The organism is Microbacterium sp., from assembly GCF_046295495.1.
Lineage (GTDB): Bacteria > Actinomycetota > Actinomycetes > Actinomycetales > Microbacteriaceae > Microbacterium.
Map to the genome: position 1 here is coordinate 67,361 of NZ_JBKBNC010000004.1, position 25,156 is coordinate 92,516.

General features: G+C 70.0%; 24 protein-coding genes and 1 pseudogene. 16 read left to right on the forward strand and 9 right to left on the reverse strand.

Translation table 11 applies throughout. The features are described 5' to 3' along the window. Window positions 1–439: 439 nt before the first annotated feature. Entirely contained in the window at window positions 440–742 is a 303-nt protein-coding gene (locus tag ACK4LS_RS02945; protein ID WP_409712907.1) for a helix-turn-helix domain-containing protein, read from the forward strand. A gap of 128 nt (window positions 743–870) precedes the next feature. Here the strand turns inward: ACK4LS_RS02945 and ACK4LS_RS02950 are convergent, their stop codons facing one another. Continuing rightward, window positions 871–1,104 (reverse strand): DUF2188 domain-containing protein, encoded by a 234-nt coding sequence (locus tag ACK4LS_RS02950; RefSeq protein ID WP_409712909.1) that lies wholly within the window; start codon window positions 1,102–1,104, stop codon window positions 871–873. 373 nt (window positions 1,105–1,477) lie between these two features. Between ACK4LS_RS02950 and ACK4LS_RS02955 the strand changes: the two genes are divergently transcribed. Both ACK4LS_RS02955 and ACK4LS_RS02960 read left to right on the forward strand, forming a co-directional pair. Next, window positions 1,478–2,554 (forward strand): hypothetical protein, encoded by a 1,077-nt coding sequence (locus tag ACK4LS_RS02955; RefSeq protein ID WP_409712911.1) that lies wholly within the window; start codon window positions 1,478–1,480, stop codon window positions 2,552–2,554. Between the two features lie 234 nt (window positions 2,555–2,788). Next, window positions 2,789–3,043 (forward strand): hypothetical protein, encoded by a 255-nt coding sequence (locus tag ACK4LS_RS02960; RefSeq protein ID WP_409712913.1) that lies wholly within the window; start codon window positions 2,789–2,791, stop codon window positions 3,041–3,043. A 107-nt stretch (window positions 3,044–3,150) separates the two neighbouring features. Here ACK4LS_RS02960 and ACK4LS_RS02965 read toward each other — a convergent pair whose 3' ends face one another. Beyond that, window positions 3,151–3,975, reverse strand: a complete 825-nt coding sequence (locus tag ACK4LS_RS02965) for a universal stress protein (protein WP_409712915.1) — start codon at window positions 3,973–3,975, stop codon at window positions 3,151–3,153. Between the two features lie 138 nt (window positions 3,976–4,113). Here ACK4LS_RS02965 and ACK4LS_RS02970 point away from each other — a divergent pair, with 138 nt between their 5' ends. Continuing rightward, window positions 4,114–5,172: a zinc-dependent alcohol dehydrogenase gene (locus ACK4LS_RS02970; RefSeq protein WP_409712917.1), complete on the forward strand. Its 1,059-nt coding sequence runs from the start codon at window positions 4,114–4,116 to the stop codon at window positions 5,170–5,172. An 11-nt stretch (window positions 5,173–5,183) separates the two neighbouring features. Here ACK4LS_RS02970 and ACK4LS_RS02975 read toward each other — a convergent pair whose 3' ends face one another. The 3 genes and pseudogenes from ACK4LS_RS02975 to ACK4LS_RS02985 all read right to left on the reverse strand — a co-directional run. After that, on the reverse strand, window positions 5,184–6,212 hold the full coding sequence (locus ACK4LS_RS02975; RefSeq protein WP_409712919.1) for an agmatine/peptidylarginine deiminase: 1,029 nt from the start codon (window positions 6,210–6,212) through the stop codon (window positions 5,184–5,186). A 55-nt stretch (window positions 6,213–6,267) separates the two neighbouring features. Beyond that, complete coding sequence (locus tag ACK4LS_RS02980; protein WP_409712921.1) at window positions 6,268–9,147, reverse strand: aminotransferase; 2,880 nt, start codon at window positions 9,145–9,147, stop codon at window positions 6,268–6,270. A gap of 365 nt (window positions 9,148–9,512) precedes the next feature. Continuing rightward, a pseudogene (locus ACK4LS_RS02985) lies at window positions 9,513–11,186 on the reverse strand (amidase); the annotation flags it as partial. Between the two features lie 51 nt (window positions 11,187–11,237). Between ACK4LS_RS02985 and ACK4LS_RS02990 the strand changes: the two are divergent. The 4 genes from ACK4LS_RS02990 to ACK4LS_RS03005 all read left to right on the forward strand — a co-directional run bounded on the left by ACK4LS_RS02990 (window position 11,238) and on the right by ACK4LS_RS03005 (window position 14,652). Beyond that, the gene (locus ACK4LS_RS02990; RefSeq protein WP_409712923.1) at window positions 11,238–11,894 is read left to right on the forward strand and encodes a TetR/AcrR family transcriptional regulator C-terminal domain-containing protein; all 657 of its coding nucleotides are present in this window, start codon (window positions 11,238–11,240) and stop codon (window positions 11,892–11,894) included. A gap of 69 nt (window positions 11,895–11,963) precedes the next feature. Then, a complete protein-coding gene (locus tag ACK4LS_RS02995) occupies window positions 11,964–12,644 on the forward strand; it encodes a phosphatase PAP2 family protein (RefSeq protein WP_409712925.1) in 681 nt (226 codons plus the stop codon). A 16-nt stretch (window positions 12,645–12,660) separates the two neighbouring features. Next, on the forward strand, window positions 12,661–13,464 hold the full coding sequence (locus ACK4LS_RS03000) for a DUF1206 domain-containing protein (protein WP_409712927.1): 804 nt from the start codon (window positions 12,661–12,663) through the stop codon (window positions 13,462–13,464). Window positions 13,465–13,497: 33 nt separating this feature from the next. After that, window positions 13,498–14,652: a PQQ-dependent sugar dehydrogenase gene (locus ACK4LS_RS03005; protein ID WP_409712929.1), complete on the forward strand. Its 1,155-nt coding sequence runs from the start codon at window positions 13,498–13,500 to the stop codon at window positions 14,650–14,652. 33 nt (window positions 14,653–14,685) lie between these two features. Here the strand turns inward: ACK4LS_RS03005 and ACK4LS_RS03010 are convergent, their stop codons facing one another. Beyond that, window positions 14,686–15,489 carry a DeoR/GlpR family DNA-binding transcription regulator gene (locus tag ACK4LS_RS03010; protein WP_409712930.1) on the reverse strand — a complete coding sequence of 268 codons (804 nt, stop codon included), beginning with the start codon at window positions 15,487–15,489 and terminating at the stop codon, window positions 14,686–14,688. Window positions 15,490–15,720: 231 nt separating this feature from the next. Here ACK4LS_RS03010 and ACK4LS_RS03015 point away from each other — a divergent pair, with 231 nt between their 5' ends. The 5 genes from ACK4LS_RS03015 to ACK4LS_RS03035 all read left to right on the forward strand — a co-directional run bounded on the left by ACK4LS_RS03015 (window position 15,721) and on the right by ACK4LS_RS03035 (window position 21,090). After that, entirely contained in the window at window positions 15,721–17,019 is a 1,299-nt protein-coding gene (locus tag ACK4LS_RS03015) for an ABC transporter substrate-binding protein (RefSeq protein ID WP_409712932.1), read from the forward strand. An 82-nt stretch (window positions 17,020–17,101) separates the two neighbouring features. After that, window positions 17,102–18,031, forward strand: a complete 930-nt coding sequence (locus tag ACK4LS_RS03020) for a carbohydrate ABC transporter permease (RefSeq protein WP_409712934.1) — start codon at window positions 17,102–17,104, stop codon at window positions 18,029–18,031. A gap of 1 nt (window position 18,032) precedes the next feature. Continuing rightward, entirely contained in the window at window positions 18,033–18,932 is a 900-nt protein-coding gene (locus ACK4LS_RS03025; protein WP_409712936.1) for a carbohydrate ABC transporter permease, read from the forward strand. 33 nt (window positions 18,933–18,965) lie between these two features. Continuing rightward, window positions 18,966–19,829 (forward strand): ketose-bisphosphate aldolase, encoded by an 864-nt coding sequence (locus ACK4LS_RS03030; RefSeq protein ID WP_409712937.1) that lies wholly within the window; start codon window positions 18,966–18,968, stop codon window positions 19,827–19,829. Between the two features lie 19 nt (window positions 19,830–19,848). Continuing rightward, window positions 19,849–21,090 carry an ADP-dependent glucokinase/phosphofructokinase gene (locus ACK4LS_RS03035; protein WP_409712939.1) on the forward strand — a complete coding sequence of 414 codons (1,242 nt, stop codon included), beginning with the start codon at window positions 19,849–19,851 and terminating at the stop codon, window positions 21,088–21,090. Here ACK4LS_RS03035 and ACK4LS_RS03040 read toward each other — a convergent pair whose 3' ends face one another. Continuing rightward, complete coding sequence (locus ACK4LS_RS03040; protein ID WP_409712941.1) at window positions 21,091–22,194, reverse strand: FUSC family protein; 1,104 nt, start codon at window positions 22,192–22,194, stop codon at window positions 21,091–21,093. After that, window positions 22,191–23,249: an alpha/beta fold hydrolase gene (locus ACK4LS_RS03045; RefSeq protein WP_409712944.1), complete on the reverse strand. Its 1,059-nt coding sequence runs from the start codon at window positions 23,247–23,249 to the stop codon at window positions 22,191–22,193. The genes ACK4LS_RS03040 and ACK4LS_RS03045 overlap by 4 nt, the downstream gene beginning before the upstream one ends. 78 nt (window positions 23,250–23,327) lie before the next feature. Between ACK4LS_RS03045 and ACK4LS_RS03050 the strand changes: the two genes are divergently transcribed. After that, the gene (locus ACK4LS_RS03050; RefSeq protein ID WP_409712946.1) at window positions 23,328–23,567 is read left to right on the forward strand and encodes a DUF3072 domain-containing protein; all 240 of its coding nucleotides are present in this window, start codon (window positions 23,328–23,330) and stop codon (window positions 23,565–23,567) included. A 39-nt stretch (window positions 23,568–23,606) separates the two neighbouring features. On the opposite strand, the gene ACK4LS_RS03055 is transcribed toward ACK4LS_RS03050, so the two are convergent. Continuing rightward, entirely contained in the window at window positions 23,607–24,095 is a 489-nt protein-coding gene (locus tag ACK4LS_RS03055) for a MarR family winged helix-turn-helix transcriptional regulator (protein ID WP_409712949.1), read from the reverse strand. Between the two features lie 149 nt (window positions 24,096–24,244). On the opposite strand from ACK4LS_RS03055, the gene ACK4LS_RS03060 reads away from it, so the two are divergent. Both ACK4LS_RS03060 and ACK4LS_RS03065 read left to right on the forward strand, forming a co-directional pair. Continuing rightward, the gene (locus ACK4LS_RS03060) at window positions 24,245–24,772 is read left to right on the forward strand and encodes a MarR family winged helix-turn-helix transcriptional regulator (protein ID WP_409712952.1); all 528 of its coding nucleotides are present in this window, start codon (window positions 24,245–24,247) and stop codon (window positions 24,770–24,772) included. A 129-nt stretch (window positions 24,773–24,901) separates the two neighbouring features. Continuing rightward, complete coding sequence (locus ACK4LS_RS03065) at window positions 24,902–25,156, forward strand: three-helix bundle dimerization domain-containing protein (protein WP_409712955.1); 255 nt, start codon at window positions 24,902–24,904, stop codon at window positions 25,154–25,156.

The window sequence follows — 25,156 nt, forward strand, 5'->3', positions numbered from 1 at the left end:
AAGTTTGTCGCGATCCGAACGCTAACGCCAGACGTGTTATAGATGACGCCGCAGTCGATCTGAAGGCGGTCAGCCGTGCATCGCGCATCGCCCGCGTGTGCTGGGGCGGCACCGAGCACACCTACGGCACACGTCACGACTGCGGCAGCCACTGCGGCCATCAAGCGACGGGAACGACGTGCGGGAGCTTGATTCGAAGTCATTTCATCCTCATCTCTCTGCTGCTTGCAGGATGTAAGCAGCACAGTGAGGAGCGAACCGTCGGAGCGCCCGCGTTGCCAGGGCGCAGGAGGTCTTGATGTGCTCGCAATAATCTGCAACAGCGGGATACATGAGTGAACACTGAATGAATCGCGTATGCGAGGTAGCGGTTCAAGCGCGAGTCGAGTAATTTTGCGGCGGAAGCAAGATTTCTCACCGGGGGGCGGGAGATGCACCGATGCCGACTGATTCGGAATTGCACGAAATTGCGCGCCAGTTCTTCTGTGTTCGGAGGTTGCGCAACTGGTCCCAAGAGTACGTTGCGCTCGAAGCTGATATGTCGGTGCGCACCTATCGTCGGCTCGAATCGGGCGCGGAAGGATCATCGCTCGGCTCCGTCGTTCGGGCTATGAGAGCGCTCGACATGAACGTGATTGACTTGCCTTCAGAGCGAACAGCTCTACCCAGCAGGATCGGGCTTGTCACCGCCAGCCGGTCTTCGCTATGTCAGCAATGCAAGTCCGCGGATAATTGGATGTAGCTCTTCACGGCGTCGCGGACGCGTTCAGTTGGCGGGAGACTGCTGATACTCTTTTGCGCTTCTTTTCGCTCGCTAAACGGATAGGCCCGACTTCCGAAAGAGAAGCCGGGCCTATCTAGCCAGTCGGATCAACCCTTGGGCGGATGCGGATCCTTCTTGCCCACGGTATCGGTGTTGCGGATCTCATTGTTGTCTTTACGATGGTCACGGACTTCACCGCCGCCGCTGCGGTTCGCGAACCCTACTGCGGCGTCGTGTGCCTCAGCTTGGGTGCCGTAACGACCAGCCGCTTGCGAAGCACCTGCTCGCTTGGCGCTCCAGTCGCCCTTGTCTTTGGCGTATTGCACGTCGTAGTCAGCCATCGTGACCCCCTTCAGGTAGTTGGGCCACCGACGGTACAACAGGCCTCCGACATCGATGTGCGTCGGATTGGTCTTGGGCGCCCAATTGCGTGAGTCCAGACCCTCCTCAGGTCAGGCGCGCTGGGGCGCAGTTCGGGTAGGGAAGATGGATCCGGCAGCAGCCGGATCAGTCCGCTCCCAACTTGCCCCTGTCTCTGCAGAAAGACGGGGATAGATGCGGCACCATCTTCCAGCGATCGGACGGTCGAACGGATGGGCGACGGGACATGGAATGCGTGAGCCCCGAACGCGCTGTCGGCGCGGGCTTCGCAACGGATGCCGGGTGGCAGCAGAATGTTGCGACTCTTCGGCATTGCAGTCGTAACCTGACACCATGTCAGAGTCTCCTCAAGTTCGACGACTTCTCTCGATCGCGCTCGAGGAGTTCGACTCCCCGGAGAGCAGCATCGCCGCTCACGTGCGACGTGCAATCCGGATCGCTGCGCTGCGCAAGGACTACGTCCACCAGCTGTGGTTGCAGTTCGAGGTTATGGATGTCGGTGCCGACAAGAGGGTTGATCGGGCTGATCCGACGATCACTCGTATCCGCTCTGAGCTCGATTCTCTGCTCGGTGCCGAAGAGGGTGGCCAAGAATCCCTGCGTGCCTACGAGACGTACGAGAGGAATCGATCGGCTGACCTGAACGGAAGGGGTGGGGTCGATACCACCCCGATTGGGAAGCTTGAGGAGAAACTTGAGACGGTTAAGTCGGCGTACGACAGCTACGTCGTCCCGCCTGGACTCTCCGGCAGCGACCTTTACTACGCTCAGCGGGAGGCGGACAGTGGGCGGGCGAAGATGCTGCCCTTGATCGATCACATTCAATCGATTGTTGGACGCGTGCGCACTACGCTGCACGAGTTTCTCGTCACCACGGAGATGGAACTCGAATCTGGCCAGGCCCAGGCGGGCGTCTTCGTTCGAGCTCAGGAGTACGTCAACTCGTCGTTGGCGCAGTATGCGCCCTCAGCCCTTGCTCAATTCGTTGCAGCGCAGGATCGCTTGTACGACGGGTCGAGCGAAGACCTCGCACACGCTCTCACCTCCTGTCGACGGATGATCAAGTCGCTCGCTGATCACTTGTACCCGGCCACGAACGAGACGATCAATGGCGCGGATGGTGTTCCTCGAAAGATGTCAGACGATCAGTTCAGAAACCGTCTTGTGCAGTATGTGCGCGAGACGCTCGGAAAGCATGGCCAAGGCGAGGTTGTCCAGCGGACGCTGGATAGCCTGGGTGGCCGTCTGAAATCGCTGGATGCGCTTGCAAGCAAGGGCGTGCACGACTCCGTTTCCACGGCGGAGGCTGAGACCTGTGTCGTGTGGACCTACTTGCTCGCGGCAGACCTGCTGCGTCTTGCGGACGGGTCGTCGGCTCTTCTGATCAAGGGAGAACCAAGGATCCCCTAGATCAACGAGGGGTGTGCACGGCGAGTCCCATGGCCGGTGGCGTCGGGTCGGCGACTCGGGATTCTCTCTTCCGGTTTGACGCTGGACTCCGCGAAGTTAACGGTCTATTGTCGCGAACAAGCAGCCTGCAATGGAGCAGGTTCGCTGATGGTCGGGAGGCCAAGTCTGTGGCAGCTTGATGAGGCCGCCGCGTCAGCGCAGATCTGGCGGCCAGCGATCTCAAAGGAGAGACCGATGACCAGGACGATTGATCACAAGCCCCGCCGGAAGCCGGTCGTGTTCACGATCTTCGTAACCGCGCCTGCCTCAGCTGGGTGTGACTGGTCGGCGACTCTCGACAATACGAATGACGACGACCGGCTCGTCAACATCACGCTCATTCGCCGTACCGCTGAGATCTGCAGCGCCGAATTGTACGAACAGGTCTTCGAGTTCGCGACCGACGTGGACCTGACAGATGACTTCACTGTGCAGGTCCACGTCGAATGAGCTCTTACGGGTAGTAGTTCAGCCCCCAACCTGCGTTGAAGAACTCGTTCAGTGGTGCGTAGATGACGCGGGGGCTGCAAAGCCGTCCACCAGCGTCACCGGTGCAGTTAGTCGTGCCGATGTAGATGCCGCTGATGACGCCCATGGCGTATCGCCCTCCGGTGCTTCCCTTCGAGATGACGGGACCGCCGCTGTCGCCCTGGCAGCCGCGCGGAGCGGGACGCGCGCAGGAGGACGGCCGCCGGGTAGCCGGATTCGACGACGGAGGACACCGCCAGATCGGGGTAGTCCTGCCGAAGACCCGCGAGGGAGATGGCCAGGTCCTCCGTCGTGAGGGACTGCATCCGATCGAGGTAGTCCTGCGGGTAGTCGTCCAGTTCGAAGGGCACCGGGACCGGCGACCAGGTCATGACCGCGGTCAGGGCCTCCCCCGCCCGGTCCGCTTCCGCCGCGGCGAATGCCACGGCCTTCTCCGACACCTCCGAGCCGTCGACCCCCACCACGACACCGGTGCGGTCCTGCGCGCCGGTGTCGGGGACCACGACGACGGGGCACCGCGCACCGGCGGCGATCCGTACCCCGCGGACACCACGGAGCGGCGACCCGTCGCGCGCGAAGTCGCTGCCCAGCACGAGCAGGTCGGCGCGCGCCGAGACGTCGATCAGTCGCGTCACGGGGTCTCCCCGCTCGATCGAGACCTCGGCATCCGCCCCTTCCGCGCGGGCGTGCGCGGCCGCCTCCTCGAGCAGTGCCCGGGTCTTCTGCATCGCGCCCTCGATCAGCGGCTCCTCCCCGCCGATGCCCCACGCGGAGCCCACGACGCAGACGAGCATCAAGCGTTCCCGTCGTGCGACCGCACGTTCGATCGCCCACTGCAGGGCGCTGCGCGCCCCCGATGCGTCGGTGACCCCGACCGCGATTGCGCCGTTCATGATCGCTCCTTCGTTCGCGCCGTGGATCGGCTCGTTCCGATGGTCCCGCCGACGGAGCGAACTCCACGGGACCTTCGACCCGTCGTGCGCACGACCGCCGGCGAAGACTCGAGCCAGTGGACGATCGAAGGAGAGATCATGCGTGCAGCAGTCGTCGAACGGTTCGGTTCGCTCGTGAACGTCGAGGAACGGGCCGTCCCACAGCCCGGGCCCGGGCAGGTGCTGGTGCGGCTCGAGACCTGCGGACTGTGCCACACCGACATCCACGCGATGAACGGCGACTGGCCGGTGAAGCCCGCTCTGCCGCTCGTCCCCGGGCACGAGGGCGTCGGGATCGTCGAGCAGCTCGGCGACGGCGTCACCGGTCGCACGGTGGGCCAGCGCGTCGCGATGCCGTGGCTCGGCCGCGCGTGCGGAGACTGCCGTTACTGCGTCGACGGGCGCGAGAACCTCTGCGAGAAACAGGACAACAACGGCTACGGCGTCGACGGGGCGTATGCCGAGTACATGATCGCCGATGCGCGCTTCGCGGTGCCGGTGCCCGACGGCGTCACGGCGGTCGACGCCGCGCCGCTGACGTTCGCGGGCGTCACCACCTACGCGGCGGTGAAGAACGCCCGGGTCGTCCCGGGGGAGACCGTCGCGGTCTTCGGCGTCGGCGGACTCGGCCACCTGGCCGTGCAGTACGCCCGCCTGGTCGGCGCGAGGGTCATCGCCGTCGACGTCACGGAGGAGAAGCTGCGCATGGCCGCCGAACTCGGCGCCGACCACGTCGTCGACGCGCGGAGCACCGATCCGGTCGAAGCCATCCGGCGGCTGGGCGGGGCCGACGCGGCGATCGTGCTCGCGGTCGCCCCGACGGTGTTCCGCCAGGCGTTCGACGCGCTCAACCGAGGCGGACGACTCGTGCTCGTGTCGCTTCCCGCGGACGGTGAGCTGACGATCCCGATCTTCGACACGGTGCTCAAGGGCATCAGCGTGATCGGCTCGATCGTGGGAACACGCCAGGATCTCGCCGACGTGTTCGCCCTCCACGCGCTCGGTCGCACCCGTGTCATCACCGAGACCCGAGATCTGGCGGACGTGAACCACTGCGTCGGCGAGGTGCTGGCCGGTCGCGTCCCGGCCCGCCTCGTCTTCGCGTACCGCACGGCCGATCCGGCGTCACGCGAGACCCCGGTCACCGCCCACGTCTGAGCGCGTCGCCCTCAGCCCCGCGTCGGCTGCTGCTGCGTGATGCAGTGGATGCCGCCACCCCGGTCGAACAGCGGCCGCGCGTCGACCGTGACCACGCGCCTGCCCGGGTAGGCGTCGGCGACGATCTCGCGGGCGCGCGCGTCGGCGGTGCCGTCGCCGAAGCCGCACAGCACGACGCCGTCGTTGGTGACGAGGTGGTTGATGTAGCTCCAGTCCACCCAACCGTGGTCGTCGCGCAGGGTCGTCGGGGCCGGGATGCCGGTGATCCGTACGGAGCGGCCGAGGGCGGCGAAGGCGTTCTCGAGCTCTCCGCGTACGACCCGCGACACCTCGTGATCGGGATGGGCGGCATCCGTCTGCTCGTGCACGAGCACGTGGTCGGGGGCGGCGAAGGTGGCCACGATGTCGACGTGGCCGTTGGTGCCGAGGTCGTCGTAGTCGCGGGTGAGACCGCGCGAGAGCCAGACGGCGTCGGTCGCACCGATCGTGCGGGTCATCTCGGCCTCGACGCGCGCGCGATCGGCGAAGGGGTTGCGGCGCGGGTCGAGCTGCACCGTCTCGGTGAGCAGCACGGTGCCCGCGCCGTCGACGTGCAGGCCCCCGCCCTCGGCCACGAGGAGGGAGTCGATGCGTTCGGCGCCCGCGTGCTCGGCGACCACGCGGGCTATGCCGGCCGACTTCTGCCACTCCGCCCAGTCGGGCGCGCCCCAGCCGTTGAAGATCCAGTCCACGGCCCCGAGCGCACCCGGGCGGTCGGGGTCGACGACGAAGCTCGGTCCGACGTCGCGCATCCAGAACTCGTCGAGGGGGGCCTCCACGATCTCGATCGACGAGTCGAGCATGCGTCGGGCGCGCGCGATCTCGGTCGGGTCGACGACCATGGTCACGGGCTCGAACTCCGCGACGGCGTGCGCGACGTCGGTCCACGCGCGGTAGCCCTCTTCGCGGGTCTCGGCACCCTCGCCGAGGGTGATGCCCTCGCGGGGGAAGGCCATCCACGTGCGTTCGTGCGCGGCGGATTCGATGGGCATGCGCCACATGTCGGGCTCCTCGGGTGGGCGGGTCGGTGGGGGCGGGTCAGGCGGGGGAGGGCGTTCAGAAGCCCGTGGTGAGCACGCGGTCCAACGCGTCGACGAACACGTCGACCGCGTCGCGCGTGATCACCAGGGGCGGTTTGATCTTCAGCACGTTCTGGAAGTCGCCGGTGGGCTGCATGATCACGCCGAGCTCGAGCAGACGGTCGCAGATCGCGGCGGTCTCGGCGGTGGCGGGCTCGAGGGTCTCGCGGTCGCGCACGAACTCCACGCCCAGATACAGCCCCGCGCCGTGCCCGGCGCCGACGAGGTCGTGCCGGAGCGCGAGCTCCTCCAGGCGGCCCTTCAGGTGCGCGCCGACGGTCCGCGCGTTCTCCTGCAGCCCCTCCCGCTCGATCACATCGAGCACGGCCATGCCGATCGCCGACGACACGGGCGAGCCGCCCGTCGAGGAGAAGAAGTAGCCCTGCGTGCGGTAGAGGTCGGCCACCTCTCGGCGGGTGATGACCGCGCCGAGCGGGTGCCCGCCGCCCATGGACTTGGCGACCGCCACGATGTCGGGCACGGCATCCTGCTGCTCGAAGCCCCAGAACCACTCGCCGAGCCGCCCGTATCCGACCTGCACCTCGTCGGCGATCGCGAGCCCGCCGTGCCGGCGGATCGCGGCGTAGACCTCGCGCAGGTACCCCTCGGGCAGGGCCACGCCCCCGGCGTTGCCGAAGTAGGTCTCGGCGATCATGCCCGCAGGTGCGCGACCGGATGCCGCGAGCTCGTCGATCACCGCGACGGCCTCGGGTGCGTATCGGGCGGCGTCGGCGCCGCGGTGACGGCCGCGGTAGGAGTTCGCGGCATCCACCGTGTGCACCCAGTCGGGACGGGTCTCGAGGGCGAAGGGGTTGTCGGCGATCGAGGTCGACACCGCATCGCTGGCGTAGGTCCAGCCGTGGTACGCCTCGCGCATCGCGACGATGTCGGGGCGCCCGGTCGCCGCCATCGCGAGGCGGATCGCGAGGTCGGTCGCTTCGGAGCCGGAGTTGACGAAGAAGACCGTGTCGAAGCCGTCGGGCAGGGTCGCCGCGATCCGATCGGCGAAATCGGCGATCGCGCGGTAGTGGAAGCGCGAGTTCGTGTTGAGCAGGTGCATCTGCCGCGATCCCGCCTCGACGACGCGCGGGTGCGCGTGCCCGATCGAGGCGACGTTGTTCACCATGTCGAGGTACACGCGTCCGTCCACATCGACGAGGTACTCGCGCCACCCGCGCTCGATGCGCGGGGGAACGGTGTAGTAGTGCTCCTGCACCTCGGCGAGCACCCCGTGTCGACGCGCGAGCACGTCGTCGGCGACGGGCGGTGCGGCGGGGACGCCGATCGCCGCACCCGGGTCGCCGGCCACCTCGCGCCACGCGCGGGCGAGGGTGGGCGAGACGCGCGGGGGCGGCACCGCGGCGTCCCGCCCACGCCGCACCACCAGCCGCGTGCGAGCGGGAAGCATCCCGGATGCCGAGCCGGCGGGGACCCCCGAGACGATCACCGTCTCCTCACCCGAGCTCCAGGTCAGCGTGTCGCCGTCGACGCGGATGTCACCGGGGGCGAGCGGGGTGGGCTCGGCGAGCCAGACCGTGACGCCGGTGGGGACGGTCGCGGTGGAGGACGGGAGGGGGTCGACCGTGCCGGTCAGCTGCGCCCGCCAGGCGGGCACGGTGACCATCGCGGCGCCCGCGTCGAGGCACCGCGAGGCGGCGGTGTCGAGGGTCGAGGCCTGGAGCCAGGCGCCCGCGTCGTTCAGCGGCGACTCGGTCGAGGCGTCGAGCTCCCGGCGCGGGGCGGCGACCGGCAGCAGTGCGCCGCGCGTCCAGGGGCGGGGCTCGCGAGAGGGGCGACCGAGGGCCGTCCGGGTCGCGGCCGTGATCACCGGGATGGGGACGGATGCCGCCTGCTCGAGGATGCGCATCTCGCGCTCGAGCGCGACGGAGGCGTAGTCGTTCGAGGCGTCGAGTCGCACCTGGGCCCGACCGCTGAGCACCAGCACCGCGCCGCGCAGGATCACCAGCGGCCACAGGGCCGTGAGCTCGTCGTCGGTGAGATCGCGGAGGCGGTCGAAGGCGCGGATCGCGGGGAAGGCGCTCTCGGGCGTCGCGCCGTCGTGGTGCAGCACCGACGACACCGTCACCGCGATCTCGCCGACGCGCCACGAGTGGCAGACGTCGCCGAAGTCGATGACCGCGTCGGGCACCGTCGCCCCGGGGGCGCGCAGCACGTTGTCGTCCGTGACGTCGAAGTGCCCGGCCTGGCGCGGCAGGCGCTCGGCCACCGGAGCCAGCACGACCAGCGCTGCGCGCGCCGCGCTCTCGACCACTCCGCGCACCCCGGCATCCGGTTCGAGGGGCAGGAGGGTGTCGATCACGCGCTCGGCGTGGCGCAGATCCCACTGCAGCACGCGCCCGCTCGCGGGGTGCGTGAAGTCGGCGAGCGACGAGCTCACCGCGCCCGCCAGCGCGCCGAGGCCCTCTACCACGGCGGGGGAGAGGTAGCCCGACCCCATCAGGGTGCGACCGGCGATGTTCTCGATCACGCGCGCGTGGATGCGCCCCTGGCTCGACTCCCACCACGCCGACATCGCGCCGCGCGGGCCCTCGACGATGCGCGGGATGCGCACGTGCGGACTCCGCTCGGCCACGCGGGCCGCGGCGGCATCCTGCATGTCGATCTCGGCCTCGCTGAACACCGGGTTGCTGAGCTTGAGGACGCCCAGGGGATCGCTCGAGCCGCGCGCGAAGACGCGGAAGTTCTGGTCCTGCTGGCTGCCGAGCGCCTGCACGTCGATCTCGACGCCGAACGAGTCGGTGAACAGAGAGCGCACCTCGTCGTCGGAGAGGGTCGGGGTGGGCAGGTCGACCTGGGAGAAGTAGTCGAAGACCGGGATCGGTGCGTGTTCGCTCACGGGCTGTTCCTCGGGTGAATCGGGTGTCACAGGGGAGAGTCGGATGCCGTGCCCACGGCGCCGGCGACGGCCCCGCCGGCGTCGCGCACGACGACCACGACGAGCGGGCCGTACGCAGCGACCCATTCGCTCACGGGCCCACCGTACGCGTCGGGGGCGACCGCGACCACGCCGCTCACGGTGTCGCCCGCCAGCTCGGCGTGCACGCGCTCGCCGTCGACGGACACGACGTGCTCGGCGGGGATGCCGCCGGTCACCGTGGCGCGGAAACGCACGCGCCCGCCCTCGCGGACCACCTCGTCGACGGCGACCGAGAGCGATCCCTCGGCCGCCGGGCGGGGCTCGGCGAACAGGGCCTCCTCGGCCAGCGCGGGCGTGCGCGGCGGCGTCGTGCGGCGCTCTCCGAGGGCGGCGACGGCGGCGCCGAGCTGCACGAGCCGGGTGTCGCTGTACGCGGGCCCCGCGATGGTCAGGCCCACCGGCATCCCGGTGTCGGCCATCGTGCCCATCGGCACGGTGACGGTCGGGATGCCGAGGTGGCGCGGCACGAGATTGCCGTTGGAGACCCAGACGCCGTTGCGCCACGCGATGTCGGCCGAGGCGGCGTTCACGTCGGCGTCGGCGGGGCCGACGTCGGCCTGGGTGGGGAAGATGACCGCGTCGATCCCCTCGGCGGCGAGCCAGTCCTCGAAATCGACGCGCCGGGTGTGCTCGAGACCGCGCAGTCCCGCCTCGAGGCCCGCGACGTCGCGCCAGTCCGGCTCCCACGCCTGAGCGCGGCTGACGTAGGCGCCGATGTCGTACGAGATGTCGTAGTGCCAGATACCGTACCTGTCGGCGAGGGCGCCGGGCGGGTGCGGGAAGATCAGCGCGGGGTCGGCGTCGGCGAGACGGGGAAGCGCCGGGTCGCCGTTCGTGCGCAGGAAGGTGTCCATCGCCCACACCGCGAGATCGCCGACCTCGTCGTCGAGGAACGCCCGCGACACGAAGCCGCGGTCGACGAAGTCCTCGTCGCCGTCGTGCAGCTTCTCGTAGCGGTCGACGACGGGGAAATCGGTCTCGACCACCTCGGCGCCCGCCGCCTCGAGGTCGGCGCGCAGGTCGTTCCACAGCTGCATGATGCTGTCGCGCGTGACGATGGGCGAGGCGTTGTCGCCGTCGCCGTTGATGTACATGCGCGGCACGGCCAGTCGCAGCCCGGTGAGCGGGGGCACCTCCAGCGCGGCGAACGAGGCGGGGCGCACCGCGGAGGGCCGGGGGAGCGGGATCCACGGCTGCGTGCGCCACAGGTCGCCCTCGGTCTCGGGGTCGTCGGCGATCACGGCGTCCAGCACGTGGCGCAGGTCGCCGATCGAGCGCGTGTGCGGCACGACCACGTCCATCGTGGGCACCAGCGGCCAATTGCCGCGCACCGAGATCACCCCGCGCGAGGGGGTGTAGGCGACGAGGGCGTTGTGCGAGGCCGGGGCGCGGCCCGACGACCAGGTCTCCTCGCCCAGGCCGAAGGCGCAGAAGCTCGCCGCCGTGGCGGTGCCCGAGCCGTTGGACGAGCCCGAGCCGAATGCGGATGCCAGGTACGCGGCGCCGTAGGGCGACTCGGCGCGGCCGTAGACCCCGCGTTGCATGCCGCCCGCCGCCATGGGCGGCATGTTCGTCAACCCGAGCAGCACCGCCCCGGCCTCGCGCAGCCGGGCGATGGCGAAGGCGTCGTCGCCCGCGACCAGGTTCCGGAAGGCGGGGGAGCCCGAGGCCACGGTCAGTCCCGTCGCGCGGTAGCTGTCCTTCGCGGTGAAGGGGATGCCGTCGAGGGGGCCGCGGACGCCGCCGCGGGCGCGCCGGAGGTCGGAGGCCCGGGCCTCGTCGAACGCGCGGGGATTCAGAACCGGCACCGCGTTCAGACGGATGCCGGAGCGGTCGTAGTGCGCGATGCGGGCGAGGTAGCGGGCGACGAGCTCGACGCTCGTCACCTCACCGCGCTCGAGAGCGGTCCGAAGAGAGTCGACGTCGGCGTCGACGACGGTGAAGGCCTCACGGGTCATGGCGGTAAACATACACCGTTTGTTTTATGCGCGCGAGCGGGGATTCCGGCCGTGCCCGTAGGCTCGCGGGGAACCCTGGAGGCCGCCATCGCCCGACCGTCGAAACCGCTGCTGAGCCGCGAGCTCATCGCCCGCACCGCGCTCGCGCTGGTCGACCGCCACGGCCCCGACGGCGCCAGCATCCGGCGCGTGGCCGCCCGCCTCGGCGTGAACCCCGCTTCGCTGTACAACCACGTGCCCAATCGCGCCGCGATGGTCGAAGACGTGCGCGCGCTCGTGTCGGCGGCCATCGACTCCGCGCCGCTGCGCGACCTCCCGTGGGAGGACGCCCTCCGTGCCTGGGCGCGGTCGTACCGCCGCGCCTTCGCGCGCCACGCGAAGGCCGTGCCGCTGCTGATGACGGAACGCATCTCGGCGCCCGTGCTCCTGGCGGAGTACGAGGACTTCGCCGTGGCGGCCGAGGCCGTCGGCTGGACGCCCCGCGACATCCTGCCCCTTCTCACCGCCTTCGAGTCGTTCATCCTCGGCAGCGTGCTCGACATGTCGGGCCCCACCGTCGTGTTCGACCCCACGGGCCAGGAGGAGGCGTTCCCGCGCTTCGCCGCGGCCTTCGACACGCTCGCCGACGAAGACCCCGCCGACCCGGTGGCCACCCGCGCGTTCGAGCTGGGGCTGGACATGCTCGTGGCCTCGGCGCGCCCGCGCTGACCCGGAGGACTTCCGACCCGCCGAGGCAAGCGCTACCCCTCGGAGGGGTGGGCCTGTCACGATTCCGGAATGGATGCCACGACCGACGACGCCGCCCTCCTCCCCGACCGGCCGCGCGGCGACGCGCGACGCCCGGTCGCCCTCGTCGGGGGGGGGATCGCCGCGGTGCTGTTCGTGGGGCTTCGCTTCGCGGTCGAGCTGAGCGGATCGGCCCCGCTGGAGGTCGACCGGTGGTGGGACGACGCGATGGCGTCGCTGGCGAACCCGGTCGGCGTGATCGTGGCGTGGATTCCCGCGATCGTGGGCGGCACGATCGGGATGATCGTGATCGGGGTCGCCACCACGATCGTCTTCCTCGTGGTGCGCCGCCCGTGGGACGCACTCGATGTCGCGGCATCCATCGCCCTCGTCGTGCTGATCGGGGCACCGCTGGCGGCCGTCATCGCCCGCGCCCGCCCCGCCGACTCCCTCGCCGAGACCGTCGCGACCTCGTTCCCCTCGGGGCACACGGCGGTGGCGACGACGATCGTCGTCAGCCTGGGTCTCATCCTGCGCCGCCGATGGGTCTGGGCCGTCGGGGCGGCGTGGGTCGTGCTCATGATGTGGAGTCGCACCTACCTGCACGCGCATTGGCTGTCGGACGTGGTGGCGGGGCTGCTGGAGGGGATCGCGGTGGCCACGCTGATGTGGGCGTTGATCGAGGTGTGGCGCGTCCGGCGCGCGCAACGCCTGGTCGCGAGCGCCGACTGAGGGCTATCGTTCGCGGATGACCTCCGCATCCACCGCCGCCGACAAAGCCCAGGATTCCACGGCGTTCCGCGCCGCGGCCCGCATCGGCTACGTCGTGCTCGGCCTCCTCCACCTGCTCATCGGCCTCATCGCCATCTCGGTCGCGACGGGCGCCGGCTCCGACAGCGCCGATCAGAGCGGCGCGCTGCAGCAGGTGCGCGACGCTCCGATGGGTGTTCTGCTGCTGTGGGTGATCGTCGTGGGGCTGGCCGCGCTGGCCGTCTGGCAGATCGCCGAGGCCATCGTCGAGCGCGACCCGGATGCCAAGAAGCGCTGGGCGCACCGGGCGAAGTTCCTCGGCACCGCGATCGCCTATGCGGCCATCGCGGGCACCGCCCTCACCCTGGCCCTGGGCGGCAGCTCGGAGTCTTCGCAGTCGTCGAAGACCCTCAGCGCCCAGATCCTCGCGATGCCCGGCGGGGTCGCCGTGCTCGTCGTCGTGGGTCTCGCCATCGCGGTGATCGGCGTCGCGTTCGTGATCCGCGGCGTCACTCGGGCGTTCGAGAAGCACATGTCGATCCCCGGCGGCACGGCCGGCCACGGGATCCGCGTCTTCGGCACGGTCGGCTACGTCGCCAAGGGCGTGGCCGTCGGCGTCGCCGGCATCCTGTTCGTCGTCGCTGCGCTCACGCACGATCCGAACGCCGCGGGTGGCATCGACGCGGCGCTGCGCTCCCTCGCCGCGCTGCCGTTCGGTCAGATCGTGCTGTGGCTCGTGGGCGCGGGCTTGGTCGTCTACGGCGTGTTCTGCTTCGCCCGCGCCCGGTACGCGCGGATGTGACGAGACGCCACGAGGGTGCGAGGAGGGGGCGCGATGACGACGCGTGAACGCGTGGTGACGGCCGCTGGTGCGCCGATGGCGTCGCGGCGACGGCGCCCCGGCGCGGCGGCGGCGCTGACCTTCGCCCTCGTCGCCCTCGTCGGCTGCACGGGGGAGCGCGAGCCGGAGGCCGGCCCCGGGCCGACCTCTGCGCCCGCGGACACCCGCCCCGCCACGCCCGATGCCGCGGTGACGTTCGTACCCGCCGGAGCGCCCGAGGTCGTGGCATCCGGCCTCACGACCCCGTGGTCGGTCGCCTTCGTCGCGGAGACCGCCCTGGTCAGCCAGCGCGACACGGGCGAGATCCTCGAGCTGGGCGAGGGGGCGACGCGCGTCGTCGGCGTGGTCCCCGATCTCGCCGCGCGGGGCGAGGGCGGCCTGCTCGGCCTCGCGTACGCCGACGGCTTCCTGTACGCCTACGTCACGACTTTCGACGGCAACCGCGTGGTGCGGTTCCCGCTGGAGGGATCGCCGGGCTCGTTCGCGCTCGGCGCCGTCGAGACGATCCTCGACGGCATCCCCGCGGCGAACATCCACAACGGCGGGCGCCTGGCCTTCGGCCCCGACGGCATGCTCTACATCACCGCGGGCGACGCGGCCGATCCGGGCGCCGCCCAGAACCCCGACGTGCTGGGTGGAAAGATCCTGCGGGTCGCCCCCGACGGAGCCGTCCCGGCGGACAACCCCTTCCCCGGCTCCGCCGTCTGGAGCCTCGGACACCGCAACCCCCAGGGCATCGGGTGGGATGACGACGGCACGATGTTCGCGTCGGAGTTCGGCCAGGACACCTGGGACGAACTCAACATCATCGAACCGGGAGCCAATTACGGCTGGCCGGAGGTCGAGGGGACCGGCGCCGGCGAGCGGTTCACCGACCCCGTGCAGCAGTGGGCACCCGTGGACGCCAGTCCCAGCGGCCTCGCCGTCGTGGGCGACACGGTGTTCATCGCCAACCTCCGCGGTCAGCGCCTGCGGGCCGTGCCCACCGCCGAGCCGAGCACCTCGAGCGAGTACTACGTCGGCGAGTTCGGGCGCCTGCGCGACGCGGTCGCCACCCCGGACGGCGACCTGTGGATCGTCACGAGCGACACCGACCGGGGTGCGGGGAACGACGACGTGATCCTGCGGGTCCCGCTCGCGGCGGGCTGAGCACGGATGAGCGTGTCCGGGCGGTGACCGCTCTCAGGGCGTGAGCACCGTCACCCCGGCCTCGGCGAGGGCGTCCGCCAGATCGGGGGAGGGGGGAGCGTCGGTGATGAGGTAGTCGGCCTTGTCGAGCGGGGCGATCTGCGCGAAGAGACGCCGGTCGAGCTTCGAGGAGTCGGCGAGGATCGCCGTGCGCTCGGCGCGCTGGATCATCTCGCTCATCATCGTGGCGTCGCCCAGGTTGCTCGTGGAGTACCCCGAGGCGTCGACCGCGCCGACGGCGATGAGCGCGTAGTCGCAGCGGATGTCGACGTCGGGGGAGTGCGAGTTCATCGCCAGTGTCACCGGCCCGGTGGTGGCCTGGGTGAGGGTGCGCACGGCACCGCCGAAGATGTAGAGGTCGCGGAAGGCGGAGGGAGAGATCTCCGCCGGGATTCGCAGGTTGTTCGTCGCGATCGTGAGGTCGCGGTGGTTGCGCAGCGCGCGCGCGACGGCGAGCGTGGTCGTGCCGGCGTTCAGCATGAGCACCGAGCCGTCCTCGACGAGGTCGACGGCCAGGGCGGCGATGCGCTCCTTCTCGGCGATCTGCATCTGCGCGCGCACGTCGAGGCCGCGGTCGCGGCCGGGAACGGACATGGCGCTGACCGCGCCGCCGTGCGTGCGCACGACGATGCCCTCGCGGTCGAGCTGGTCGAGGTCGCGGCGCACGGTGTCGATCGAGACGCCGAAGTGCGAGGCCAGGTCGACGACCGTGACCTGGCCGGACTCGGCGACGTAGGCCGCCAACTCGGCCTTGCGGCCCGCCGGGAGCCGCCTCTTCGTCGTGGTCGATGCGTCCATGCCGTCATCTCTAGCACAGCGCGGCACCGTCATCCCGAGATTCGTCCGGAAAACGGCAGAGAAGCGCACATTTATCCCCCCTCTTGCGTCTTTGTCCGCTGTTCGGTGCGTGAATTGTCACGAATCTGCATCGGCGTCTTGACCATCGCCCGCACGTGAGCGCATACTCGTGCTGAAAGATGCAAGAACGCGCAGAAGAGCGCGAAATGCAGCAGATCTCAACGAGGAGAAATGATGGACAACAGCGGGCGCCGGCGTCGGAACGCCATCAAGCTCGTCGGTGTCGCAGCAGCGGCCACGACCCTCCTGGCGATGGCGGGGTGCGCGTCGAACTCCGGCGGCGACACCTCGGCCGACGGGGACGTCACGATCGAGTTCGCGCAGTGGTGGGAGCCCGAGCTGGGCGACGGCCAGTTCCGCGGCCTCATGGACCAGTTCGAGCAAGAGAACCCGGGCATCACGGTCGACCTGGTCAGCGGCCCCTACGCCTCGACCAAGGAGCAGCTCTTCGCCGGAGCGGCCTCGGGCACGATGCCCGACGTCGTCGGACTCGACGGCGCCTGGGTGAGCGACTTCGCCAAGCAGGGCGTCATCGCCGACCTGTCGGAGCTGATGAGCTCCGCCGGGTACGACGAGAGCCAGCTCGCCAGCCAGATCAAGATCGACGGCAGCACTTACATGATCCCGGTGATCAACTTCGTGTACCCGATGTTCACGAACGACGGTCTGCTCTCGCAGGCGGGCGTGAGTGCTCCGCCCTCGACCCGCACCGAGTTCGCCGACGCGGCCGAGAAGATCACCGCACTCGGCGGCGACGTCTCGGGCTGGGTGCTCCCGCTCTCGCTCGAGGCGCCCAACGGCGTGCAGAACGACGTGATGTCGTGGGTCTGGGCCTCGGGCGGCTCGATGCTGAACGACGGCAAGCCCGACCTGACGAACGACGACGTCGCCTCGGCCACCGATTACATCCAGCAGCTCTGGGACGACGGGGTGATCGCCCCCGGCTCGTTCACGATGAAGGAGCAGGACAAGGTCGAGGAGTTCACCAACGGCCGAGTCGGCATGATGATCGACTCCCTCGCGCACATCAACCTCATCCGAGAGTCCAACCCCGACCTGGCCTTCTCGATCTCGGCGATCCCCGCCGAGGACGGTTTCACGGGCGAGCGCGGCATCCCGTACGCCTCGTGGGGCATCGGCGTCGCCGAGAACTCCGAGCACAAGGACGCCGCCTTCAAGCTCGTGCAGTTCCTGATGGGCAAGGACGTCAACAGCGAGCTGTCGACGATGGCCAAGGCGTTCCCCGGCAACACCGAGAGCGTGCCGACCTTCGTCGAGGACGACGAGCTGTTCCAGACCGCGTTCGAGATCTACAAGGCGGGCTACCCGGCGAACGAGTTCACCGGCCTCCCCGTCGCCGAGGAGCTCATGCGCCAGTTCGGCGAGCAGTTCCAGTCCGCGCTGGACGGACAGCAGTCCATGGACGACGCGCTGAAGAAGTCGCAGGACGAATGGACGTCGGAGTTCTGATCCGACGCCGACCCGGGATGCCGCACCGCCCCGCTCCGCTCTTCCGGCGGTGCGGCGTCCCGCTCATCGAAAGCCGCACACCATGACCATGCGCACCCTCACACCCCCCGACACCGAGGTGATCGTCACCGGTCGCCCCGCCTCCCGCCGCACCCGGCAGCTCCGCAAGGCCGGCGAGGCCTACGCGTTCCTGTCGCCGACCCTCGTCCTGCTCTTCGTCCTGATGATCGTGCCGATCGTGATGGTGATCGGCTACTCGTTCCAGGACAACGTCATCCTGAACAAGAGCCCCGAGGTGGTGGGCGTCGACAACTACGTCGCGATCCTCACCGACCCGGGCTTCTGGAAGGCGACGGGCAACACCCTCTTCTTCACGCTCACCAGCGTCGCCGCGCATCTCGTGCTCGGCCTGTCGTTCGCGATGCTGCTGAACAGTCGCCTCATCGGCGCCGTGCCCCGCGCGATCTTCCGCGGCCTGTACGTGCTGCCGTGGTTGTTCACCGTCGCCGTGATCGCGGTGCTGTGGCGCATGCTGCTGGCCCCCAACGGCATCGTCAATTTCCTCCTGAGCACCGACATCGAGTGGCTCGCCTCTCCGCAGCTGGCGCTGGGCACGGTGACCTTCATCAACATCTGGGCCGGCTACCCGTTCTTCATGGTGAGCCTGCTCGCGGGCCTCCAGGGCATCCCGAGCGACCTGTACGAGGCGGCCACCGTCGACGGGGCGAGCCCCGCACAGCGGTTCTGGAACGTCACGATCCCGCAGCTGCGCCCCATCATCGTGAGCCTGCTCCTGCTGGACCTCATCTGGACCTCGCAGCAGTTCGCGCTCATCTGGCTGACCACCGGCGGCGGTCCCATCGACGTCACCGAGATGCTCAGCACCTTCACCTACAAGCTCGCGTTCGCGAAGTACGACTTCTCGATGGCCTCCACCTCCGCGGTGCTGGTCCTGGCGATGTCGATGATCATCGCGGTGCTCTACGTCCGCCACCAGAAGGCGAGGGACTGACATGGCCCTGACCACCCCCGCGCGTCCGCGCACCACGAGCACTCCCGCCCGCCCCCGCGTCACCAGCTCCGTCCGGCGTCGCCGGTTCGCCACGGCCGGCGTGTTCGTCGGCCTCCTGCTCGGAGCGGTGTTCGCCGCCGGCCCGGTGCTGTGGATGCTGTCGAGCTCGTTCAAGTCCAACACCCAGATCTTCGAGCTCCCGCCGCGCCTGATCACCGAGACCTTCTCCTTCGACGCCTACGTGTCGATCTTCACCACCCCCGAGACGGTGCGGTTCTTCATCAACAGCTACGTCGTGGCCGGTGCGGTGACGATCCTCACGCTGCTGGTCGCCATCCAGGCGGCCTACGCGTTCAGCCGCTTCGAGTTCCGCGGCAAGCGCATCGTGAACGTGATCATCGTCAGCGTGCAGGCGGTCCCGCCCATCACGCTCCTCATCCCGTACTTCGGACTCATGGTGGGCCTCGGGCTGTACAACACCTACCCGGGGCTGATCTTCACCTACATGGTGTTCACGCTGCCCTACGCGATCATCATGATGACCGGGTATTTCAACACCCTGCCGAAGGAGCTCGACGAGGCGGTCCGCGTCGACGGCGCCGGCTCCTTCACCGCCCTGTGGCGCGTGCTCGTGCCGATCTCGGTCCCCGGGATCGTGTCGGTGGGCATCTACACGTTCATGATCGCGTGGAACGAGTTCCTCTTCGCGCTGACCCTCACGCGCACCATCGACATGCGCACGGTGCCGATCGGCATCCAGTTGCTCATGGGTCAGCACTCCTACGAGTGGAACCAGATCATGGCGATGAGCATCCTCGGCTCGATCCCCGTGCTGGTGCTCTTCCTCTTCTTCCAGCGCTTCTTCATCAGCGGCCTCACGGCCGGCTCGGTGAAGAGCTGAGCCACCCGACCCCACCCAACAAGGAGAATCTCCGTGCTCTACACCGGCAAGTCCATCCTCGACGTGGCGAACACCCACAGCTTCGCCATCCCGGCCTTCAACATCAGCGATTGGGCGATGTTCACCGGGATCATGGACATCAGCGAAGAGAAGTCCGCTCCGGTCATCATCGCCATCCACCCCGACGAGGTCTCGCACATCACCACCGACCTGATCCCCGCGATGCACGCCCGCGCGCACCGCTCGAGCGTGCCCGTCGCCATCCACTGGGACCACGGCGGAACGTACGAGCAGATCGTCACCGCCATCCAGGCCGGCTTCACGTCCGTCATGATCGACGCCTCGCTCGAGCCGTTCGAGCAGAACGTCGCCCTGACCCGCAAGGTCGTCGAGGCCGCGCACGCGGTCGGCGTCCAGGTCGAGGGAGAACTCGGCACGATCGGCGCGAACGACAGCTACGGCGAGTCGGGCGCGGCCGAGATCATCTACACCAACGTCGACGACGCGGTGCGCTTCGTCGAACAGACCGGCGTCGACTCCCTCGCGATCGCCATCGGCACCTCGCACGGGCTCTACCCCTCCGACAAGAACCCCGAGCTGCGTCACGACCTGCTGGAGCAGATCAAGGCGGCCGTCGGCATCCCGCTCGTGCTGCACGGTGGATCGAGCAACCCGGATGCCGAGTTGCGCCGCGCCGTGGAGCTGGGTGTGAACAAGATCAACATCTCCAGCGACATCAAGGTGGCCTACCACGACCGCATGCGCGAGGTGCTGGGCACCGACCGGCGCCTGCGCGAGCCCAACGCCATCCAGCCCGCCTGCATCGACGCGATGAAGGTCACGGCCGCCGAGAAGATCGACCTGTTCGGCGCCGCCGGCAAGGCCGACCTCTACTGATCGGACGGGGAGCGGCGTCATGACGGGAGACCTCGTCCTCGGGCTCGGCGGCACCGTCGACTACGAGATCCGGTGGGATGCCGAGGTGCTGTCGGCCCTCGCGCGGGGGTACGGCATCCGCTCCGACGAGCTGACCACCACGACGCCGATCATCGACGAGCGCTCGCTCGTCGTCACGGTGCTCGCCTTCCTCGCCACGGGCGGGGGAGGCGAGCGCTTCGTGCTGTCCTCCGAGATCGTCGAGCGCTTCGCCGCGCACTTCGACGTGGAGATCACCCTCGGCGGCACGGGGGTGCGGGCGGGGATCGCTCTCGACCGCATCGGGGTGCCCACCGTGCAGCACCTGGTCAGCATCGACGACAACGTGCGCCGACTCCTGCCCGCCTCGATGCGCGTCGTCTCGTCCGCCACGCACGACACCCTCGACCCGCACCTCATCGTGCAGTACCCCGAGAAGACGACCGTGCTGCTCGCGGATGCCGCGGTGACCGCGCCGACTTCGAACCGCCTCATCTTCGCCAACGACGCACCCAACCGCGAGATGGCGATCTCACCCGACCTCGGCGACGCGCTCGCCGGGGCCTCGGCGTTGCTCGTGTCGGGCTTCAACACGATGCAGGATGCCGACCTGCTCAGGCGGCGGCTCACCGACCTCCTGGCGGCGATGCGGCGTCTGCCGCCCGAGGCCCTGGTCTACTACGAGGACGCGGGCTTCTACCGGCGCGAGCTCTCGGCGCCCGTGCGCGAGCGCCTGCTCGACCGCATCGACGTCTACGGCATGAACGAGGACGAGCTGCAGGAGTACCTCGACCGCCCCGTCGATCTGCTCTCGGGCGACGAGGTCGTGGCCGCCCTCGCCGAGGCGCACGGACTGATCCCCGCCCGCGCCCTCGTCGTGCACACGAAGTACTGGGCGATCGCGATCGGGCCGCACGCGGCGCGGCACCGCAGCGCTCTGGAGAGCGCCGTGCGCACGGCGGCGACCCGCTATCGGCTCGGCGACCGCTGCACCGCGGCCGACCTCGACGACACGGCGCGGCTGGAACGCCATGCGGGCGGGGCGGCGGTCGTGATGGCGGCCGAGCGGCGGCTTCCCGCTGTGGGGGTCGCGGCCCACGTCGTCGAGACAGCGCACCCCACGACGATCGGCCTGGGCGACACGTTCGTGGGTGGCTTCCTCGCGGCCGTCCCGGCGGCCGCGAGGGTGGCGACCGCGGCCGCGCTCGAGCGCGCCCTCGACGCGGCGAGCGTGGGGCGCTGATCAGCGCGTCGCGGTGTCGGCGTCCGGGTCGGAGAACGGCCCGCACGCGGCGATGACCCGCCGCAGGCTGACGGCCGCCTCCCACGCGTCGAGGGGCTCCTCGTGCTCCTCGAGCCCGCGCAGGAGGTCGGTGTACGCCGTGAGGGCGCGCTCGGCCTCGCCGAGCTCGTCGGCGGTGCCCTCGGGCTCGGGCGGTGTCGTCACGAGTCGCGCCACGGTCTCGACGGCCTCGGCGAGGGAGCGGCGCACGTCGGCGGGCACGCGCGTCTCGACGTCGTCGCCCCCGGTCAGTCGGGCCAGGGCCGCGGAGAGCTCGCGCGTGGCATCGGCGGTACCCGTCAGCGCGTCGAGGCGGCGGCGGTTCAGGTCCCGCGGCGCCTGCAGGCGCCGGCCCCGCGGATTGTAACGACGGCTCTCGTCGGCGAGCTCGACCTCCTCGCGCACATCCGCGAGGGTGCCCAGGAGGTGCGCGGTCGCCGCGTCGGCGGTCTCGGGGTCGAAGGTGCGGCCGGCGAGGGCGTCGGCGATGCGGTGCAGGGCGTCGCCCAGGGCGTCGCGCAGGCGCGAGAGACGATCGTCGGCGCGACGGACGCGCAGCGGCGGGACGACGACGAGGTTGACCACCACGCCCACCACGACGCCGAACGCCATCGTGAACAGGTACGAGATCGAGTACCCGTCGGGGTCGGCCCCGCCCAGCAGCAGCACGAAGAGCGCGGCGATCGCGACCCAGTCACGGCCCACGCCCAGTGCCCGGACCCCGGCCAACAGAACGCCCACCAGGATGACGGCGGCGACCGCGGCGATGCGCGGCAGCCCCGCGCCGACCGCGGCCAGGCTGCCGAGGCCGAGCGCGATGCCCAGCGCGAGACCCACCACGGCCTGCACACCGCTCGACGCCGACCGGGCGACGGTGGGGTACATGCTCACCAACACGCCGAGCGGGGCGTAGTACGAGTACTCGCTGTGGGCGAAGGGCACGAGGGGCGCGAGGTACCAGGCGAGGGCCGCGGCCGCCGAGGTCTTCGCGGCGAGGAGCAGACGGTCGGCGGTGAGCGCGTCGGTCCACCACCGGCGGGGATCGAGGGCGGGGCGGACGATCACGACCAACCGCCCCGGCGTCGGGTCGGCCCATCGCCGCGGTCTCCGCGGGCGGGGCCCGGGTCGTGGTCGGTGCCGTGGTCGGAGCGGCGGGAGAGCCCCGGCCGGTAGGCGTCCCACAGCACGCGGGCATGACGGGCCTTCGCCCTCTCGACGCCGTCCTCGTCCTCGCGCGCGGCGCTCACCCATTCGGCGAGGCGGCTGGCCATGGCACCCAGCACCATGCTGGCGTCGGCGTGCTTCGCGGGGGGTACCGCAGCCTCGGCTGCCGGCATCCGCCCTTTCGTGGCGAGGTCGTCGTGGATGTGGCGGCGCACGAGGCGTGCGACACCGACGGCGTGGCTGTTGACGACGCAGTGCGCGGCCCCCTCGATCTCCCACCGTCGGGCGTCGCGGGCGCGGGCGACCAGCCGGGAGTGCAGACGGCGGGGAGAGGGGCGGTCGAACTCCCCGCGCACCAGCAGCAGCGTCGCCCGTCCCGCGCCGACGCGGTCGGAGATGCGGTACCGCAGCATGTGGGGCAGCGTCTCGAAGAAGTACAGCACCCCGCACAGCAGGTAGGCCGAGACGGCGAGGAGGGCGATGTGCAGCGACTCCCGGACGGTCGACTGCACGAAGCGGACCGCCTGGACGAGCGCGGTCGCCTCGGCCTCGTCGACGACCGGGCTCACGAGCACCGCGTGGGAGATGTCGTCGCGGCGGGCGAGCACCTCCGTGACGACCTGCGTCCCCATCGAGTGACCGACGAGCACCGGGTCGTCCAGACCGTAGTGCGCGAGCACGCCCTCGACCTGATCGGCGAAGAACGCCGCGGTGGGCGGGCGCCCGGATGCCGGCACCCCGCCGAACCCCGGGAGATCGAGCGCGTACACATCCCCTTCCTCCGCCAGCAACGGGGCGAGGAACTCGAAGTACGTCGCGGCCACGCCGATCCCGGCGATGAGGACGAACGAGCGCCCGCTCTCGGACCCCGCGGAGATGCGGGTCACGCGCGTGCGTGCGTGCACGCCGTGGTAGCTCTCCACCTGGACGTCGGCGGGGCGGGGGTCACGGGCCATCCGACCAGGATGCCTTACGTGCCTGGACGACCTGTCAATCCCGGGGGCCGTCGGCGCATGAGCGCCTAGCCTTCCACCATGAGCGATTCCTCCCGCGAAGAAGAGACCCTCGGTGCCGTGCGCGACGGCGAGAACCCCGCCGAGAAGGACCCCTCCGACTGGGTCACCGGCGACGAGCCGATGACCGCCCCTCAGCGCAGCTACCTCGACACGCTGGCACGGGAGGCGGGCGAGGAGATCCCCGCCGACCTCACCAAGGCCGAGGCCTCCGAGCAGATCGACCGACTGCAGACCGAAACGGGTCGCGCCACCGAGTGATCGGGCCCCGCTGAGTACCGAGCGTCCCGCGCGAGCCGATCAGGCCGTGCGGGACGCTTCGTCGTCCGCCGCCATGTCGTCGATGTCCTGCTGCTCGCCGCGCGCGATGTCGTCGAGGAAGTCGGCGACGATCCGTCGCTCGGCCGGGCCGAGCTTGGCCGCCGCCGCGACGGCCGATGAACGCCGCACCGACAGGATGCGGCGGGCGGGGGAGGCGGCGTCGATCGTCTCGCGCACGACGATGGACCGTCGGTCGCCGGGGTAGGGCTCCCGCTCCACCCACCCCGCGTCGGCGAGACGGTCGATCAGCGCCGTCGTCGCCGCGGAGGAGATGCCGAGCATCGCGGCGAGCATGCGCGGGGTGACCGGCTCCTCGTCGGATCCGCGCTGCAGCAGGAAACGCAGCACCTTCGCATCGTTGGGGCCGATGCCGAGGGAATGCAACGCCGCCCGCTCGGAGGCGATGCCGGAGTCGGTGAGGTCGTTGAGGGCTTTGACCACGTCGTCCGCCGTCGTCGTCTGCTTCATCTCGCCCCCCTGAACGTCTCGGCGCGTTAGTCTCTTCGGTGCTGATCAAGACGACCATCGAGTAGATAGCCGACCTACTTACCATCGTACCTGTCCGTCCCGCGCCTGGGCAGGGGGCTGGCGCCGCCCCGCTGGCATAGGATGCCCTGGTGGAAAACGGTTCAGGATCGTCGCGCTACTGGTACGGCGCGAGCGAAGAGGATCGTCGTCGCCGCGCCGTGGACGTCCTGCAGGCGTTCCGCGTCTACCGTGCCGCCGAGGTCGCCATGCGCCGGCGCACGCGCGAGTCGATGTCGATGGGCGAGAACGAACTCCTCGTGCTGCGCTACCTCCTCAAGGCCGCGGGGCAGAACCGCCAGATCTCCCCGAGCGAGCTGACCCGCTACCTCGGTGTCTCGACGGCGTCCACGACCGCGATCGTCGACCGGCTCGAGAAGTCCGGGCATGTCACGCGCGTTCCGCACCCGACCGACCGTCGCAGCATCTTCATCGTGGCCACCGCCGCAAGTGACGAAGAGGTGCGCGCGACGCTCGGCTCGATGCATTCGCGCATGATGGCGGCGGTCGTCGACATGACGCCCGAGGAGAGCGCGGCCGTCGTCGCGTGCCTCGCGCGGCTCCAGGATGCCGTCGACCAGGTCGACCCGCATCCCGTCGGGGTCGACGCCGCGCACTGACGTCTGGCGCCGCCCGTGGCGCGTCGCCCCCGGCGGCTGTGGCGCGGTGCGTAGGCATCCGAGAAGGTAGGCGTCCTTCTTTCCTCGGCAGTATTAGGCCGCCGCCTCGGTGCGTGAAACCATGGATGCATGGACGAGAACGCTGTCGAGGTCGGTGCGCCGTCGCGCCCCGCGGACGCCGTCCACGTGATCGACGGAGTGCGGGTGACCTCGTTCAGCGGCGTCGTCGAGCGATTGCTCGCCGATTACCCGGACGAAGACCCCGTGCACGTCGAGGCGGTGGTTCTGCGGGAATGGGAGGCCTTCTCGGCGGGGCGGCCGCTGGTGCTCCCGACCGCCGTCGAAGAGGGCGCACGCGAGATCCTCGATCAGCCCCTGGTCTGA

What these genes read in the sequence shown, in the direction of transcription:
- ACK4LS_RS03005 (WP_409712929.1), top strand. Translation starts at nt 13,498, where the DNA reads ATGACGACGCGTGAACGCGTGGTGACGGCCGCTGGTGCGCCGATGGCG.
- ACK4LS_RS03055 (WP_409712949.1), bottom strand. Translation starts at nt 24,095, where the DNA reads ATGAAGCAGACGACGACGGCGGACGACGTGGTCAAAGCCCTCAACGAC.
- ACK4LS_RS02965 (WP_409712915.1), bottom strand. Translation starts at nt 3,975, where the DNA reads ATGAACGGCGCAATCGCGGTCGGGGTCACCGACGCATCGGGGGCGCGC.
- ACK4LS_RS03045 (WP_409712944.1), bottom strand. Translation starts at nt 23,249, where the DNA reads ATGGCCCGTGACCCCCGCCCCGCCGACGTCCAGGTGGAGAGCTACCAC.
- ACK4LS_RS02975 (WP_409712919.1), bottom strand. Translation starts at nt 6,212, where the DNA reads ATGTGGCGCATGCCCATCGAATCCGCCGCGCACGAACGCACGTGGATG.
- ACK4LS_RS03000 (WP_409712927.1), top strand. Translation starts at nt 12,661, where the DNA reads ATGACCTCCGCATCCACCGCCGCCGACAAAGCCCAGGATTCCACGGCG.
- ACK4LS_RS03020 (WP_409712934.1), top strand. Translation starts at nt 17,102, where the DNA reads ATGACCATGCGCACCCTCACACCCCCCGACACCGAGGTGATCGTCACC.
- ACK4LS_RS03065 (WP_409712955.1), top strand. Translation starts at nt 24,902, where the DNA reads ATGGACGAGAACGCTGTCGAGGTCGGTGCGCCGTCGCGCCCCGCGGAC.
- ACK4LS_RS02995 (WP_409712925.1), top strand. Translation starts at nt 11,964, where the DNA reads ATGGATGCCACGACCGACGACGCCGCCCTCCTCCCCGACCGGCCGCGC.
- ACK4LS_RS03010 (WP_409712930.1), bottom strand. Translation starts at nt 15,489, where the DNA reads ATGGACGCATCGACCACGACGAAGAGGCGGCTCCCGGCGGGCCGCAAG.
- ACK4LS_RS03015 (WP_409712932.1), top strand. Translation starts at nt 15,721, where the DNA reads ATGATGGACAACAGCGGGCGCCGGCGTCGGAACGCCATCAAGCTCGTC.
- ACK4LS_RS03025 (WP_409712936.1), top strand. Translation starts at nt 18,033, where the DNA reads ATGGCCCTGACCACCCCCGCGCGTCCGCGCACCACGAGCACTCCCGCC.
- ACK4LS_RS02955 (WP_409712911.1), top strand. Translation starts at nt 1,478, where the DNA reads ATGTCAGAGTCTCCTCAAGTTCGACGACTTCTCTCGATCGCGCTCGAG.
- ACK4LS_RS02945 (WP_409712907.1), top strand. Translation starts at nt 440, where the DNA reads ATGCCGACTGATTCGGAATTGCACGAAATTGCGCGCCAGTTCTTCTGT.
- ACK4LS_RS03035 (WP_409712939.1), top strand. Translation starts at nt 19,849, where the DNA reads ATGACGGGAGACCTCGTCCTCGGGCTCGGCGGCACCGTCGACTACGAG.
- ACK4LS_RS02970 (WP_409712917.1), top strand. Translation starts at nt 4,114, where the DNA reads ATGCGTGCAGCAGTCGTCGAACGGTTCGGTTCGCTCGTGAACGTCGAG.
- ACK4LS_RS03050 (WP_409712946.1), top strand. Translation starts at nt 23,328, where the DNA reads ATGAGCGATTCCTCCCGCGAAGAAGAGACCCTCGGTGCCGTGCGCGAC.
- ACK4LS_RS02950 (WP_409712909.1), bottom strand. Translation starts at nt 1,104, where the DNA reads ATGGCTGACTACGACGTGCAATACGCCAAAGACAAGGGCGACTGGAGC.
- ACK4LS_RS02960 (WP_409712913.1), top strand. Translation starts at nt 2,789, where the DNA reads ATGACCAGGACGATTGATCACAAGCCCCGCCGGAAGCCGGTCGTGTTC.